Below are 13,958 nucleotides of genomic sequence, written 5' to 3'. Positions count from 1 at the left end.
AGCTACCACGCATAGCGCAGTAGTGTGCGCGGCGAGCGGCCGTTCGGCGGTATCGCTGCCCATTCGGCCAGGTCGGCGGGAGACGAATGGTCAGGTATACAGCGTAGACATCGAGGTCTACAGTGTAGACATGGTCGAGATCCCGACAGCCGAACGGCTCGCGGCGGCGGCGCGCGAGATCATCGCCGCCGAGGGGGCGGCGGCGGTCAGCATGCGCCGGGTCGCCGAAGCCGCCGGAGTGACCGCGATGGCGATCTACCGGCATTACGAGAATCGCGAGGTCCTGCTGCGCGCGGTCGCCGACGCCACCGGCAGGGAACTGGGCACGGCGTGGAAAGACCCGGCGCCGGACGGCGAATGGCTCGACCGCTTCGACGCGCTGCTGGAGCGGTTCCTGGATTTCGCCCTCGGCCAGCCGCATCTGTACCGCTTCCTGATGACCGACGGCTGGGCGCGGGCCCGGCTGTACCCGGACGAGTTCCGCGAACCCGGCTCGCCGCCGTTCACCGCGCTGGTCCGGCTGATCGAAGAAGGCATGCGCGACGGCATGCTGCGCGACGACGATCCGCTGGAAGCCGCGCTGACCGTCAGCACGCAAACGCAGGGCATGGTGCTGCACTATCTCGCCGGCCGGATGGGGGCGGCGGAACCCGAGTTCCGCGCGCTGTGCCGACGTACCTCCCGGAGGATTTTCGATGGTCTCAGAACGTAATGCCCGCTGGCAGACCCCGGCCGCGCTGCTGTCTTCGGCGGCGCTCTTCTACTTCGGCACCGGACTGGCCCCGATCGCCGCGCTTACCTGGCTCGCGCCGTTTCCCGTGCTGCTGCTGGCAACCCGCGCCAGCGGCTGGACCACCGTGAGCACCGCGTTCGGCGCCTTCCTGCTCGGCACCGCGAATATGTGGGCCTACCAAACACATTCCGGCGATGAACCGCTGTGGCCGTTCGGTGCCGCCATCGATGTCGGGATGTCGCTCGTGTTCACGTTCGCAGTGTGGCTGTTCTGGGCTTTGGTGCGCCGCCGCCGGACGCTGCTGGCCAGCCTGGCCGCACCGGCGGCGTGGACCGCCCTCTTGTACCTGATCGCCACGCTGAACCCGATGGGGATGATGGGTTCTCTCGCCAACGACCAGGGTGACGCCCCGCTCGTGTTGCAAACTGCTTCGTGGGCGGGAATGTGGGGCGTCGAGTTCCTGGTGCTGCTGCCCGCTTGTGCGGTCGCCGCGATGTGCGCACCCGGAGCTTCCCGGCTGCGCATTGGTTTTGTCGCTGCGGTCACTGTGGCTTTGTCTCTTGGCGGCGGCGCGCTACGGCTTTCCGGCACGGGCGGTCCGCCGGCACGAATGGCCGCTATTACGCAAAACGCTGGCTATCACTGGGGTCCTGAGCTCGGCACCGATCGCGGCCGTGCCCTGGTCCACGGCTACCTCCAGCAGATCTCAGCGATGCCAGACGGCGTGAAACTCGTCGTATTGCCCGAAGCCGCTTTTAGCGCCGAGGAAGAATGGCCAGCGGCGTTGGTAGAGCCGATGCGGCGCGCGGCCAAGGCCCGCGGCGCGGCGATTGTGGTCGGCTTCGAGTACTACGACCGGCCGGGCAAGCACAACTACGACTACGCGCTTGCCTTCCTCGCCGACGGCGCCGCGCCCGCTCGGTACCTCAAGCACCACGACCTGGTGAGCCCGCCGGGCCGGGACCTGGTGTTCGTCCCGGGCACCGAGGCCCCGACCGGACTGGTGATCTGCGGCGACACGACGTTCGCCTCCCCCAGCCGCGACTACGCCGCCGCCGGTTCGCGGGTGCTCGCGATCCCGGCGGAACTGGCGGTCCCTCCGGGCAACAACGACGAAGGCGGCTGGCAGCACACCCGCAACGCACTGCTCCGGGGTGTCGAAAGTGGACAGTCGATCGCGCTCTCCGACGCGAACGGCAGCCTGCTGCTGTCCGACGGCTACGGCCGCGTCCTCGGCGAAGCCCGCACCGGCGGACCAGCCCCGTTCACGACGGTCGTTGCCGACGTTCCCGCCGGTCCCGGCAAGACGTTCCACACGCGCTTCGGTGATTGGTTCGCCTGGCTCGCGCTTACGATCACCTTTGCTGGCTTGGTTTTCGCTCGCCTCCGCGCGGCTACGCAGCCCACCGCCGACACGACCACGATCGGCTCCTGAACGGCTCCGGCGACCCCATCGCAGAGCCGCGCCCGCACCCATTCTGAAACTGCATAACCGCATCGCCGCCGCCCGACTGCTTCATCGCGTGCCGCGCCTTGTCATAACGGGCGGCGCAGCCCGTCCAGCACAAGGGTGATGACATCGTCGGCCTCGGCCCGCCAACCGGGGCGATCGTGGGCCGCGCCGATGCCGTGCAGCACCATCATCACGGCACCGGAATCCACGTCGTCGCGAACGGTGCCGTCCTGAACAGCGGCGGCCACCAGGTCGGCGACAGCCTGCTCCAACGCCTGGCTACCCGCGGCGAGGTCGCCCGAGCGCTCGGCCATGAGCGTGGCCAGCGTCCGGGCCAGGCCCTCGTGGGCCTCGATGTGGTCGACCATGCCGCGCAGGAAGGTGGCCAAAGCCTCCGCCGCGGGCAGCGTGGCCCGCAGTTGACGGGCGCGGTCGCACAGCGCGGCGACTTCCCCGTGGTAGACCGCCTCGGCCAGCGCCTCCCGGGTGGGGAAATGCCGGTACAGCGTGCCGGTGCCCACCCCGGCCAAGCGGGCGAAATCGTCGAAGCGCAGGTCGAAGAACTCGCCGGCGTCGAAGATCTCTCGCGCCTTGGCGATCAGGACCTCGCGGTTGCGCCGGGCGTCGGCCCGCAGCGGCTTGTCGGCGGTCATGCGCTCCCTCGCGTTGACAAGTGGAGATCATCTCCATATTTTGAAAGTGGAGATTACCTCCACTTCGATCGTACCCCGCGAGGCACCCCATGAAGATCCTGATGTTCGGCCGAGGCGTGGTCGCCACTGTCTACGGCCGGGCCCTGCGACAGGCAGGACACGACGTCGAGTTCTACGTCCGGCCGGGCCGCGCGGCGACGTACGGAGACACCGTCGACCTCGACCTGTTCGATACACGGCACCGGCGGCGGGGGAAGCGCGTCGTCGAGAAGTGGCCGGTGCGCCTCCGCGAGGAATTGGAGCCGGACCACGACTTCGACCTGATCGTGCTCAGCGTGCCGCACCATCGCCTCCCGGAGGCGACAGCCTTCCTGTCCTCGCGCGTCGGCAAGGCCACGGTGCTGGTCTTCGGCAACCTCTGGACCGAGCCGCTCGACGCGATCGGCACCCTCCCCGTCGACCAGGTCGCCTGGGGCTTTCCCCAGGCCGGTGGCGGTTTCGGCGAGGACGGCGTGCTCCGTGGCGTGCTGATGCCGTCGGTCATCTTCGGCACTCTGGGCCAGCCCCCGACCGACCGGGAACTGGCCGTGCGCCAGGCGTTTCGCGAGGCGGGGCTCCGGATTAAGGAGCGTCCTGACTTCCGCAGCTGGCTGTGGGTCCATTTCGTGTCGGACGCCGGCCTGTTCTCGCAGGGCCTGCGGCGGGGTTCCCTGTCCAAGCTGGCCGGGGCGACGGGCGACCTGCGCGAGGGACTGCTCGCCGGCCGCGAGCTTCTGCCGCTCCTCCAGGCGCGCGGCCTTGACCTGCGACGTAACCGAGGCGGCGTGCTTCTGCTGCGAGCGCCCACCTGGCTGACGGCCCCCGTGCTCGCCTGGCTGACTGCTCATGTCGCACTCGTGCGCATGAGTTTCACGGCGCATTCCGACCCCGACGCGGAGGAACCGCGCGAGGTCTGCCGGGACACGCTGGCCGAAGCACGACGGCTAGGCATCTCGGCACCACGGCTGGAAGCTGCGGAACCGCTCTTTGCCCGTGAGGCGTCGCGGACGGCGGACAGCTGATCCGTGCGGGCGAAGGCGCTCGGTTATTCGGCAAGCCGGGACCCGCTGTTCCGCCGCGTCCCCACGCGGTAGCTGACGATGGAGGTCGACGCGGGCCAGCACGGCGACACCGACTGCGACAGCCGGAAAGTCACGTCATAGCCACTGTCCCGGCACTCACGCCGAGCAGCTAAGCCGCCCGCGCCCGTCGCTGGCACCTCGGACACGAAAACGACGACCGGTTCATGAACGGCTCCCTCCGGATCGGCGAACCGCATCGGCGGCACGGCATCCCTTCCTGGCCGTACGCGTCGAGCGAGCGCTCGAAATACCCCGATTCTCCGTTCACATTCACATAAAGCGCGTCGAACGACGTGCCACCCGCGACCAGCGCCGCCGACATCACGTCGCTGGCCGCGGACACCAGCGTTCGCCCTTGTGCGGCGGTGAGTTTCTCGGTCGGCCGCGACCAGTGCAGTTTGGAGCGCCACAACGCCTCGTCGGCATAAATGTTGCCCACCCCGGACACCAGCGTCTGGTCGAGCAGCGCGCGTTTCACCTCGGTCCGCCGCGAACGCAACGCGCGCATGGCGGCCTCCGGGTCGAACTTCGGATCCATCGGGTCCCGGGCGATGTGCGCGATGGTGCCGGGCAGGCTGTCGCCGTCGACCTCGACCAGTTCGTCCAGTGCCAGGCCGCCGAACGTGCGCTGGTCGACGAAACGCAGTTCTGGTCCGCCGTCGGCGAAACGGACCCGGACGCGCAGGTGTTTCTCGTCCGGCGAGCCCTCGGCCTGCACCAGCATCTGGCCGCTCATGCCGAGATGCGCCAGCACCGCCTCGCCGTCCGACAGTTCCAGCCACAGGTATTTGCCGCGCCGCCGGGCCGCCTCGATCGTGACTCCGGCGAGCCGTCCGGTGAAGTCGGCGGCTCCTTGGGCGTGCCGCCGGATGGCACGGTCGTGCAGCACCTCGACGGCCCGGACGGTACGGCCGGCGACGTGCGCTTCGAGACCGGCGCGGACGGTCTCGACCTCGGGTAGTTCGGGCATGCGCTCATTCTGCCCGGCGCCCCCGACAAAAAACGGGCCGGTCCTCAGCAGCGAAAACGGGGCTGGCCGACACAGTGTGCCGACCAGCCCCGGGAAGAGAGAAAACGACTCAGCTCGCGTCGTCGCCCGTGCCGAGTTCCTCCGACAGCGCCCGCCAGGCGGTCTCCGCGGCCTTCTGCTCGGCTTCCTTCTTCGTGGTGCCGTTGCCTTTGCCCAGCGCCCGGCCCGCCACCAGCACGGTAGCGGTGAATTCCTTGCGGTGGTCGGGACCGCTGTCCTCGACGCGGTACTCGGGCACGCCGAGCCCCCCGGAGGCGGTCAGCTCCTGCAGGCTGGTCTTCCAGTCGAGGCCTGCCCCGCGCAGCGGAGCCTCGGCCAGCAACCCGTCGAAGAGGTGGTGCACCAGTTTGCGCGCGACCTCGATGCCGTGCGCGAGGTACGTGGCGCCGATGACGGCTTCGAGACCGTCGGCGAGGATGCTCGCCTTGTCCCGGCCGCCGGTGAGCTCTTCGCCCTTGCCCAGCAGCAGGTGCGCCCCGAGCCCGCCCTCGCCGAGCCCGCGTGCGACGCCCGCCAGCGCGTGCATGTTGACGACGCTGGCGCGCAGCTTCGCGAGCTGGCCCTCGGGCAGGTCGGGGTGGGTGGTGTAGAGGTGGTCGGTGACGACGAGACCGAGCACCGCGTCTCCGAGGAACTCCAGTCGCTCGTTCGGCGGCAGGCCGCCGTGCTCGTACGCGTACGAGCGGTGCGTGAGCGAAAGACGGAGCAGCTCGGGGTCGAGAACGACCCCGAGCGCCTCGAGCAACGATGCGGGTTCGGCCGCGGGTCCTCCGACGGGCTTACCCCCCATGGTCGGCTGCCCGCTCAGGCGGGCTCGACGACCTGGCGGCCGTTGTGCTGGCCGCAAGCCGGGCAAGCGATGTGCTGGATTTTCGGCTGGCGGCAGGCGCGGTTGGAGCAGGGCACCAGCTGAACCGGAGCCGCCTTCCACTGGCTGCGGCGGGAGCGCGTGTTGGATCGCGACATCTTCCGCTTCGGGACGGCCACGAGTAGATCTCCTTCAAACGGTCTGCTCGCGGATGCGAGCGAACTTACTTCTCCCGGATCGAGCTGGACGCTCGTCAGGCTTGCTCTCCGGAGCCGTGCGCAGGCTTTTCGCCCGCGTTCTCGTCGAATCGCTCGACCAGCGCGGCCCACCGAGGATCTATCTTCTCATGCCCGTGTCCGGGCTCGAGATCGGCCCACTTGACGCCGCATTCGATGCACAGTCCCGGGCAGTCCTCGCGGCACAGCGGGGCGAGCGGAAGCGCCAGCACCACGGCGTCGCGGACGGTCGGCTCGAGGTCGATCCGGTCGTCGACCAGGCGAGGGATCTCGTCCTCGTCGGTGGTCTCCTCGGTGGCCGAGCCCGGGTAGGCGAACAGCTCGGTGAGGTCCACCTCGATGGTCTCGGCGACCGGGTCGAGGCAGCGCGAGCACTCGCCGGCGGCCACGGCCTCGGCGGTGCCGGTGACGAGGACGCCTTCGACGACGGATTCGAGCATCAGGTCGAGCTCGACGGGCTCGCCTTCGCGGATTTCGAGCACGCCGGGGACGCCGAGCGCGGTCGGCACGGGCGCGCTGCGGCGCAGCTCCCGGCTGAGTCCCGCGCGGCGGCCGAGCTCACGGGTGTCGACCACCCACGGGCTGCGGTTGTCGAGCTGCGCGGGGCGGGGGTTCTGGGCAGGGTTTTCGGACATCGCCCACCAGCGTACGCAGGCCCCGCGCAGGTCGCTGCGGCGGCTGGCCAGACGTGGTGAACGCGGGCACCGGCGGCGGGACTCCCGCCGCCGGGCGTGCACCGCCCGCGCTCAGGCCGGGTGCGGGCTTTACCGGCCAGAACCCTCAGACCTGGTAGTCGTACAGCGTCGAGCGGCCGCCGCCGTGGCCGGTGGACGGCGAACGCAGGTGGTTGCGGCCGGAGTCGACGGTGCGCAGCGTGGTGGCCAGCAGTTCGGAGAACTCGGCCAGCTTGCCGTCCACGTACGCGTCGCAGTCGGCTCGCTGACGGTCGGCTTCGGCGTGCGCCTCGTCGACGATGCGCGCGGATTCGGCGTGCGCGGCCTGCACGACCTCGGTCTGCGAAACGAGCCGGGCCTGTTCGGCGCGGGCGTCCTCGATCGCGCGGTCGTAGGCGTCGCGGCCGGCCTGGATCATCCGCTCGGACTCGGCGCGGGACCGTTCGGTGAGGTTCTGGTACTCGGCCTGCCCGCCCGCGACCATGCGCTCGGCCTCGTTGTGGGCGTCGCCCAGCATCTGCTCCGCGCGGGCGCGCGCGTCGGCGAGGATCCGCTCGGCCTCGGACGTGGCGTCCGACACCGTCCGCTCGGCTTCCTCGTTCGCGCCGGCGACGGTCTCCCCCGCCTCCTTGCGCGCGGCCAGCAGCAGGTCGTCGCGCTTGTCGAGCACGTCCTGCGCGTCGTCCACTTCGCCGGGAAGCGCGTCGCGGACGTCGTCGAGCAGCTCGAGGACGTCGCCGCGGGGCACCACGCAGCTGGACGTCATGGGAACCCCACGGGCCTCTTCGACGATCGTGACGAGCTCGTCGAGTGCCTCGAAAACCCGGTACACGGCAACTCCCTCAAGCAGTTTCCCCGATCACTGGCTTCCAGTCTGCCCGCTTCGCAGCCTGAACCGGTGAACGAGCACCCGACCGGGCGTGTCCTGGCGCAGAACAGAAGGGGCGGCCCCACCCGCTGGCGGGACCGCCCCTTCGCGGCGGAATCAGCCGTTGAGATCGATCTTCTGGAAGGTGGCGTAGTGGTCCGGCGTGTAGACGAGCTCGCCGCCGTCGCCGGAGATCACGCGGTCCTCCGAGCCGACGTCGTACAGCGTGTAGTAACCGGCGTCGCACGCGGGAAGGACGCCCTCGCGGTTCTGGTAGGTCGTGCCGTCGCTGAGGGTGCCCGCGCGCACGCCGTCGACGACCTTCTTGGCCTCGTCCGACAGCGTCGAGTAGCCGACCGGGCTCAGCTTCGACAGGTCGCCGCACTTCGTCGGAGTGCTGCCGCCGTCGATGTCGATGACCTGGAACGTCGCGTAGTGGTCGCCGGTGTAGAAGTACTCGCCGCCCTGGCCGGTCACGATCCGGCGGGTGCCGCGGTTGCTCGAACCGGGCGTGGGCACGGTGTACTCGTGGTAGTAGCTCGACGCGCAGGAGGGCAGGATCCCCTCGCGGTTGGTGAAGACGACGCCGTCGTTCTTCGGGTACGGGAACGGCCCGTTCGTCTGGATGAGCTTGTAGGTGTCAGTCGCCTGCGCGGGCAGCGCCGACAGCTTGACGTGCGTGAAGCCGGACAGATCCCCGCAGGAGTTCTGCTTCGGCTGCACCGACGCCGGTGCCGCCGGGGACATCGGGACGGCCTCCGCGGCCGTGCCGAACCCCAGGAAACCGACCAGCAGTGCGAAAAGGACACCGACTATGCGGCTGCGGTTGTTGGTCATTTTCGGACGGTAACCCGGTGGGGTGGTCTGCAGAATGACGCGAGGTGAACAGCTTCGGGCCGCGGCCGAAGTCCCGACGAAGGCTGTAATCCGTTCAGGCTAAATCGGCCGGTGGGCTGGCCTTCGGCCGAAGTCCGTGAAGGGCTCAGTCCTGTTTGGCGTAGACCGCGACGAGGCGTTCGTACACCACCGGCGGCACCAGGTTCTCGATGTCGCCGCCGAGCGCCGCGATCTCCTTGACCAGCGAGCTGGACACGAAGCCGTACGCCGGGTTGTTGGCCATCAGCAGCGTTTCGAGGCCGGTGAGCTCGCGGTTCATCTGAGCCATCTGCAGCTCGTAGTCGAAGTCGCTGACCGAGCGAAGGCCCTTCGCGACCGCGGCGATGTCGTTGTCGCGGCAGTAGTCCACGAGCAGGCCCTGCCACGAATCGACGCGTACGTTCGGCAGCTTCGCGGTGATCTCGCGCAGGATCTCCATGCGTTCCTCGACGCTGAAGAGGCCCTTCTTGCTCTTGTTCACCCCCACCGCGACGACAACCTCGTCGAAGAGCGCCGAAGCACGCTCGATGATGTCGAGATGTCCGTTGGTAGCCGGATCGTAAGAACCGGGACAGACCGCACGCCGCATGGCGCGGACGCTATCAAGCCACGCGGTCGCGCGCGCACTCGTGACGACTGCGTCACACCCCAGATGAGCTGTCGTACTCCGCCCAGTACAACGCCGTGTCTCCGTAGCGCTTGTCGCGAAGCGGCTTAAAGGTCGACGGCCAATCTGGAGCACCGTCGCGCGCAGCTCGTTCGATCACTGCCAACGCGCCGTCCGCGAGCCAGCCACCACTGTGCAGCGAAGCGAGCACTGTGCCCAGCGAAGCAGCGTCGACCGCGTACGGCGGGTCTGCGAGCACGACGTCGAACTGCACCGCCGCAGGAGTGGCGACGACCGTCTCGACCTGGCCGGCGCGCACCGTTCCGCCTAGCCGTAGATCAGCGACGTTGCCGCGAAGCACGTCTGCCGCCCGACGGTCGGCTTCTACGAACCACGCGTCCGCGGCACCCCGCGAAAGCGCTTCGAGACCGAGCGCGCCCGAGCCGGCGTAGAGGTCGAGCACGCGGGCCCCGTCCAGCTCACCGGCCACTTCGAGGGCGTTGAACAGTGCTTCGCGCACCCGCTCCGACGTCGGACGGGTGCCTTTGGGCGGCACCTTCAGCCGCCGTCCGCCCGCCTTGCCCGCCACGATCCTCGTCACCCGGCCATCTTCGCCCAAGGTCGCGATGTGGCGTTGGGCAGGACTTGCCGAACCCTCGCGCGCGGGCGCGTAGAGTCGTTCTTCGCCCTCCAGAGGCGAAGTCATGGTGTTCAAGGGAGCGTTGCGTGTCGGAACCCCGGGTGAGACGGGCTGAGATCGCCGTCGAGCAGGCACACGTCGACCGGGTCTACACGCGGCTCGCCGAGCTGCGGACCCAGGCCGAGGCGATGCGGGCCAAGGGCTACGAGCTGGGCCAGGGCGCCCAGCGCGAAGCGATCTTCGAGCAGGCGTCGATGCTGTTCGAACGCGACATGATGGTCTACCACGCGAACCAGACCCTGCAGACGCTCGACGCCGAGTACGAGGGCCTGGTCTTCGGAAGGCTCGACCACCTCGACCGCGAGCACATCTACGTGGGCCGCCTCGGCATCCGCGACACCGAGTTCGACAACCTGGTCACCGACTGGCGCGCGCCCGCCGCCGCCGCGTTCTACCAGGCCACCGCCGAAGAGCCGATGGACGTCGTGCGCCGCCGGGTGATCCGCTGCTCCGGGCAGACGGTGCTGGACGTGGACGACGACGTGCTGATCGCCGACGCCGTGCCCGAGGACATGCAGATCGTCGGCGAGGGCGCGCTGATGGCCGCGCTCGGCCGCTCGCGCGGCGAGAAGATGCGCGACATCGTCGCCACGATCCAAAAGGAACAGGACGACGTCATCCGCGCGCCGTGGCGCGGGGTCACCGAGATCACCGGCGGTCCGGGCACCGGCAAGACGGCTGTCGCGCTGCACCGCGCGGCGTACCTGCTGTACCGGCACCGCCGTCAGCTCGGCGGCGCGGGCGTGCTGGTGATCGGCCCGTCGGGCGTCTTCACGACGTACATCTCGCGCGTGTTGCCGTCGATGGGCGAAACGAACGTAGAACTGCGCGCGCTCGGCGAAGTGCTCGACGGTCTCGAAGCGACGCGACAGGACACAGCGGCCCTGGCCGCGATCAAGGGCTCGCTGCGGATGCGAAAGGTGCTTCTGCGCGCGTTGCGCGACACCCCGCCCGAAGCGGCGACGGAGCTGAAGATCGTGTACCGCGGCGAAGTCCTGAAGCTCACCGCGCGCGAGCTGGAGAAGGTACGGCGCAAGGCGCACACGCAGGGCGCGCCGCCGAACCGGTCGCGCGTACGCGTGGCAGAGCTGCTTTTGGCCGCGCTCGCGGACAAGGCCGAGGAGTACGCGAAGGCGGACGGCAAGGAGATCGACCGCGCGGAGCTGATCACCGATCTCGGCGAGCGCATCGACTTCCACCGTTTTCTCGTGGTGTGGTGGCCGGTGCTGTACCCGGCGCAGGTGCTCAAGTGGCTCGGTGCCGAGAAGCGGCTGGCCGCGGCGGCCAAGGGCATCCTGAACCGCAACGAGATCAGCTTGCTGGCGGCCGATTTCGCGGACCGTTCGCGCGGCTGGTCGGTGGCCGACGTAGCGTTGCTGGACGAGCTGCGCGTGCTGGTCGGGCCGGAGCCGAAGCGGCGTCGTCGGCAGACCGTGGTCGAGGTGGCCCCGGAGCGCGGCAGTTCCGGGGGCGCGCCGCACCGTCCGGAGCATTACGACGAGTACTCGCACGTGGTCGTCGACGAATCGCAGGATCTTTCGCCGATGCAGTGGCGGATGGTCGGTCGTCGCGGCAAGTACGCGAGCTGGACCGTCGTGGGCGACCCGGTGCAGAGTTCGTGGCCGGATCCGGACGAGGCGGCGCAGGCGCGTGACCAGGCGTTCGGCGTGAAGACCACGCGGCGGCGGTTCACGCTGCGCACGAACTACCGGAACTCGGCGGAGATCTTCGACCTGGCGGCGAAGGTCGTGGCCGGCCACGCGCAGGCCGACGAGCTGCCCAAGGCCGTGCGCACCACCGGAATCGAGCCGGAGGTCCGGCCGGTCGACCAGGCCGCGCTGGTGACGGCGACGCAGACCGCGGCGAAGGAACTGCTCGGCGCGGTCGAGGGCACGGTCGGTGTGATCACTGCCATGGACCGCGTCGAAGAGGTCGAAGGCTGGCTCGCCGGGCAGACCGACGAGCGGCTCAAGGTCGTCGGCAGTCTCGATTCGAAGGGCCTCGAATACGACGCGGTCGTGCTGGTCGAGCCGATGGACCTGGTCACCGAGTCCTCGACCGGGCGGCGCGTGCTCTACGTCGCGCTCACCCGCGCGACGCAGCAGCTGATCGTGCTCGCCTCGAACCCGGACTGGCTGCCGCACGCGTAAGGCGGGAAGGGAATCGCGGCCGCGCGCGTTACTGCTGTACGTGACTTCCCTGCCTGACGTGCCGCTGTCCGTGCTCGACCTGTCCCCCGTTTCCGAAGGGAAGGGGGTCGGCGAGGCGCTGCGCAACACGCTCGATCTCGCCCGCAACGCCGAGCGGCTGGGCTACCACCGGTACTGGCTCGCCGAGCACCACAACATGCCCGGCATCGCCAGCTCGGCCACGGCGGTGCTGATCGGGCACGTCGCGGACGCCACCGAGAGCATCCGCGTCGGCTCCGGCGGGATCATGCTGCCGAACCACGCGCCGCTCGTGGTGGCCGAGCAGTTCGGCACGCTGGAGGCGTTCCACCCGGGCCGGATCGACCTGGGCATCGGCCGCGCGCCGGGTACCGACCAGCGCACCGCGCTCGCGCTTCGCGGGCCGGGCGGGCTGTCCGCGGAGAACTTCCCCGAGCACCTGATGGAGCTCATCAGCTACTTCGAGCCGGACGCGGCGCGCGGCGTCAACGCGGTCACCGCCGAGGGCAACAAGCCGCCGGTGTGGCTGCTCGGCTCGTCCGGCTTCAGCGCGCAGCTCGCCGGACGGCTGGGGCTGCCGTTCTCCTTCGCGCACCACTTCGCGGCCGAGAACACGATTCCGGCGGTGCGGCTGTACCGCGAGAACTTCCAGCCGTCCGAGGTGCTTTCCGAGCCGTACGTGATGCTGGGCGTGCAGGTGATCGCCGCCGAGACCGACGAGCGCGCGGAGTACCTGGCCGGTCCGAGCGGGCTGACCTTCCTCAGCCTGCGCCGCGGCCGCCCGATCGCGCTGCCGACGCCGGAGGACGCCGCCGAGTACCCGTACACCGAGATGGATCGCGCGTTCCTCTCCGAGCGGTTCGGGTCGAGCATCGTCGGCGGGCCGGAGAGCGTCCGGAAGGGACTGGACCAGCTGCTGGCCGACACCGACGCCAACGAGCTGATGATCACCACGATGGTGCACGGCCACGAGGACCGCGTGCGTTCGTACGAGATCGTCGCGGACCTGAAGCGCTGATGGAGGTCTTCGACTGGCACGGCCAGCAGGTGCGGTGGTCCCGGCAGGGTTCGGGGCCGCCGCTCGTGTTCTGCCACGGCACGCCGTGGTCGTCGAAGCTGTGGGAACCGATCGCCTCGACGTTCGCGCCGGACTTCACCGTGTACCTGTGGGACATGCCGGGCTACGGCAGTTCCACGATGGCCGAGGGCCAGGACGTTTCGCTGGCCGCGCAGGGCGAGACGTTCGCCGCGCTGCTGGACCATTGGGACCTCGATGAGCCGGACGTGGTCGCACACGACTACGGCGGCGCGGTCAGCCTGCGCGCGTTTCTGTTGCACGGCGCGGTTTACCGGTCGCTGGCGCTGGTGGACGTCGTCGCGCTGGCACCGTGGGGTTCGGAGTTCTTCCGTCTGGTGGCGGAAAACGCGGCGGTGTTCGCGCAGCTGCCGCCGAATCTGCACGAAGCGCTGGTGCGCGAGTACATCGCCGGAGCGGCTCACCGTCCGCTGTCCGCCGAAGCGCACGACATGCTTGTCACGCCGTGGCTCGGCGAGGCTGGACAAGCGGCCTTTTACCGGCAGATCGCGCAGGCCGATCAGCGGTACACCGACGAAATCGAGCCGCGCTATCGCGACGTCAGCGTGCCCACGCTCGTCGTGTGGGGCACCGAGGACACCTGGATCCCGGTCGACCGCGCGCACCGGCTCGCCGGGACGATCCCGGGCGCCGGACTGGAATTGGTCCGTTCGGCCGGGCACCTCATCCAACTGGACGCGCCCGAGGCGTTGACGGCTTCGCTGCACCGCTGGCTCGCCCGCTGAAATATCCGGAAACCGCCGCACCGGTATTTATTCTCCGGCACTGACAACCGCATTCCCGGCAGTTGTCACAACCGCACAAGAATTCGGCGGTTACGACGCCGTGACCCCGCGGGACGGGGCAAGTTCTTGTCTGCGGGCAAGGCCCTCGTTAGCGTACTGACCAGTAACGAAACCGCACGGTAACCCCGCCGGCGCTTTCCTTCCGGACCG

15 protein-coding genes are annotated in these 13,958 nt (G+C 69.4%); 6 read left to right on the top strand and 9 right to left on the bottom strand.

What is annotated here, in order from left to right; translation table 11 throughout:
* Window positions 1-130 precede the first annotated feature (130 nt).
* Together ACZ7SW_RS13790 and ACZ7SW_RS13785 are read left to right on the top strand one after the other, a co-directional pair.
* Complete coding sequence (locus ACZ7SW_RS13790; RefSeq protein WP_470230735.1) at window positions 131-712, top strand: TetR/AcrR family transcriptional regulator; 582 nt, start codon at window positions 131-133, stop codon at window positions 710-712.
* Window positions 696-2,168, top strand: coding sequence for a nitrilase-related carbon-nitrogen hydrolase (locus tag ACZ7SW_RS13785; RefSeq protein ID WP_470230734.1), 1,473 nt, complete (start codon window positions 696-698; stop codon window positions 2,166-2,168). The genes ACZ7SW_RS13790 and ACZ7SW_RS13785 overlap by 17 nt, the downstream gene beginning before the upstream one ends.
* A 101-nt stretch (window positions 2,169-2,269) precedes the next feature.
* Here ACZ7SW_RS13785 and ACZ7SW_RS13780 read toward each other — a convergent pair whose 3' ends face one another.
* Window positions 2,270-2,839 (bottom strand): TetR/AcrR family transcriptional regulator, encoded by a 570-nt coding sequence (locus tag ACZ7SW_RS13780; RefSeq protein WP_470230733.1) that lies wholly within the window; start codon window positions 2,837-2,839, stop codon window positions 2,270-2,272.
* A gap of 89 nt (window positions 2,840-2,928) precedes the next feature.
* Between ACZ7SW_RS13780 and ACZ7SW_RS13775 the strand changes: the two genes are divergently transcribed.
* Window positions 2,929-3,900: a ketopantoate reductase family protein gene (locus tag ACZ7SW_RS13775; RefSeq protein WP_470230732.1), complete on the top strand. Its 972-nt coding sequence runs from the start codon at window positions 2,929-2,931 to the stop codon at window positions 3,898-3,900.
* Window positions 3,901-4,069: 169 nt separating this feature from the next.
* Here the strand turns inward: ACZ7SW_RS13775 and mutM are convergent, their stop codons facing one another.
* The 8 genes from mutM to rsmD form a co-directional block, all read right to left on the bottom strand.
* Window positions 4,070-4,930 (bottom strand): bifunctional DNA-formamidopyrimidine glycosylase/DNA-(apurinic or apyrimidinic site) lyase, encoded by an 861-nt coding sequence (gene mutM, locus ACZ7SW_RS13770; RefSeq protein ID WP_470230731.1) that lies wholly within the window; start codon window positions 4,928-4,930, stop codon window positions 4,070-4,072.
* Between the two features lie 109 nt (window positions 4,931-5,039).
* The gene (rnc, locus tag ACZ7SW_RS13765) at window positions 5,040-5,780 is read right to left on the bottom strand and encodes a ribonuclease III (protein ID WP_470230730.1); all 741 of its coding nucleotides are present in this window, start codon (window positions 5,778-5,780) and stop codon (window positions 5,040-5,042) included.
* A 14-nt stretch (window positions 5,781-5,794) separates the two neighbouring features.
* Complete coding sequence (gene rpmF / locus ACZ7SW_RS13760) at window positions 5,795-5,977, bottom strand: 50S ribosomal protein L32 (protein ID WP_470230729.1); 183 nt, start codon at window positions 5,975-5,977, stop codon at window positions 5,795-5,797.
* Between the two features lie 74 nt (window positions 5,978-6,051).
* Window positions 6,052-6,669, bottom strand: a complete 618-nt coding sequence (locus tag ACZ7SW_RS13755) for a YceD family protein (RefSeq protein ID WP_470230728.1) — start codon at window positions 6,667-6,669, stop codon at window positions 6,052-6,054.
* Between the two features lie 145 nt (window positions 6,670-6,814).
* Window positions 6,815-7,540, bottom strand: coding sequence for a DivIVA domain-containing protein (locus ACZ7SW_RS13750; protein ID WP_344285830.1), 726 nt, complete (start codon window positions 7,538-7,540; stop codon window positions 6,815-6,817).
* A gap of 153 nt (window positions 7,541-7,693) precedes the next feature.
* The gene (locus ACZ7SW_RS13745) at window positions 7,694-8,413 is read right to left on the bottom strand and encodes a ribonuclease domain-containing protein (RefSeq protein ID WP_470230727.1); all 720 of its coding nucleotides are present in this window, start codon (window positions 8,411-8,413) and stop codon (window positions 7,694-7,696) included.
* Between the two features lie 145 nt (window positions 8,414-8,558).
* The gene (coaD, locus tag ACZ7SW_RS13740) at window positions 8,559-9,041 is read right to left on the bottom strand and encodes a pantetheine-phosphate adenylyltransferase (RefSeq protein WP_344285825.1); all 483 of its coding nucleotides are present in this window, start codon (window positions 9,039-9,041) and stop codon (window positions 8,559-8,561) included.
* A gap of 52 nt (window positions 9,042-9,093) precedes the next feature.
* On the bottom strand, window positions 9,094-9,660 hold the full coding sequence (gene rsmD, locus ACZ7SW_RS13735) for a 16S rRNA (guanine(966)-N(2))-methyltransferase RsmD (RefSeq protein WP_470230726.1): 567 nt from the start codon (window positions 9,658-9,660) through the stop codon (window positions 9,094-9,096).
* Between the two features lie 125 nt (window positions 9,661-9,785).
* On the opposite strand from rsmD, the gene ACZ7SW_RS13730 reads away from it, so the two are divergent.
* The 3 genes from ACZ7SW_RS13730 to ACZ7SW_RS13720 are packed head-to-tail and all read left to right on the top strand — an operon-like array spanning window position 9,786 to window position 13,748.
* Window positions 9,786-11,909, top strand: coding sequence for a HelD family protein (locus ACZ7SW_RS13730; RefSeq protein ID WP_470230725.1), 2,124 nt, complete (start codon window positions 9,786-9,788; stop codon window positions 11,907-11,909).
* A 40-nt stretch (window positions 11,910-11,949) separates the two neighbouring features.
* On the top strand, window positions 11,950-12,945 hold the full coding sequence (locus ACZ7SW_RS13725; RefSeq protein ID WP_470230724.1) for an LLM class flavin-dependent oxidoreductase: 996 nt from the start codon (window positions 11,950-11,952) through the stop codon (window positions 12,943-12,945).
* Window positions 12,945-13,748: an alpha/beta fold hydrolase gene (locus tag ACZ7SW_RS13720; protein ID WP_470230723.1), complete on the top strand. Its 804-nt coding sequence runs from the start codon at window positions 12,945-12,947 to the stop codon at window positions 13,746-13,748. Before ACZ7SW_RS13725 ends, ACZ7SW_RS13720 begins: the two co-directional genes overlap by 1 nt.
* The last annotated feature ends 210 nt before the right edge of the window (window positions 13,749-13,958 follow it).

The sequence above is a fragment of the Amycolatopsis sp. NPDC114484 genome (assembly GCF_055633755.1).
The sequence above is the reverse complement of the archived record's forward strand: the minus strand, read 5'-3'. Positions and strand labels throughout refer to the sequence as shown.

Excerpts from the sequence above, each read along its gene's own strand:
- ACZ7SW_RS13790 (WP_470230735.1), top strand. The coding sequence starts at position 131 with ATGGTCGAGATCCCGACAGCCGAACGGCTCGCGGCGGCGGCGCGCGAG.
- ACZ7SW_RS13785 (WP_470230734.1), top strand. The coding sequence starts at position 696 with ATGGTCTCAGAACGTAATGCCCGCTGGCAGACCCCGGCCGCGCTGCTG.
- ACZ7SW_RS13780 (WP_470230733.1), bottom strand. The coding sequence starts at position 2,839 with ATGACCGCCGACAAGCCGCTGCGGGCCGACGCCCGGCGCAACCGCGAG.
- ACZ7SW_RS13775 (WP_470230732.1), top strand. The coding sequence starts at position 2,929 with ATGAAGATCCTGATGTTCGGCCGAGGCGTGGTCGCCACTGTCTACGGC.
- mutM (WP_470230731.1), bottom strand. The coding sequence starts at position 4,930 with ATGCCCGAACTACCCGAGGTCGAGACCGTCCGCGCCGGTCTCGAAGCG.
- rnc (WP_470230730.1), bottom strand. The coding sequence starts at position 5,780 with ATGGGGGGTAAGCCCGTCGGAGGACCCGCGGCCGAACCCGCATCGTTG.
- ACZ7SW_RS13755 (WP_470230728.1), bottom strand. The coding sequence starts at position 6,669 with ATGTCCGAAAACCCTGCCCAGAACCCCCGCCCCGCGCAGCTCGACAAC.
- ACZ7SW_RS13745 (WP_470230727.1), bottom strand. The coding sequence starts at position 8,413 with ATGACCAACAACCGCAGCCGCATAGTCGGTGTCCTTTTCGCACTGCTG.
- coaD (WP_344285825.1), bottom strand. The coding sequence starts at position 9,041 with ATGCGGCGTGCGGTCTGTCCCGGTTCTTACGATCCGGCTACCAACGGA.
- ACZ7SW_RS13720 (WP_470230723.1), top strand. The coding sequence starts at position 12,945 with ATGGAGGTCTTCGACTGGCACGGCCAGCAGGTGCGGTGGTCCCGGCAG.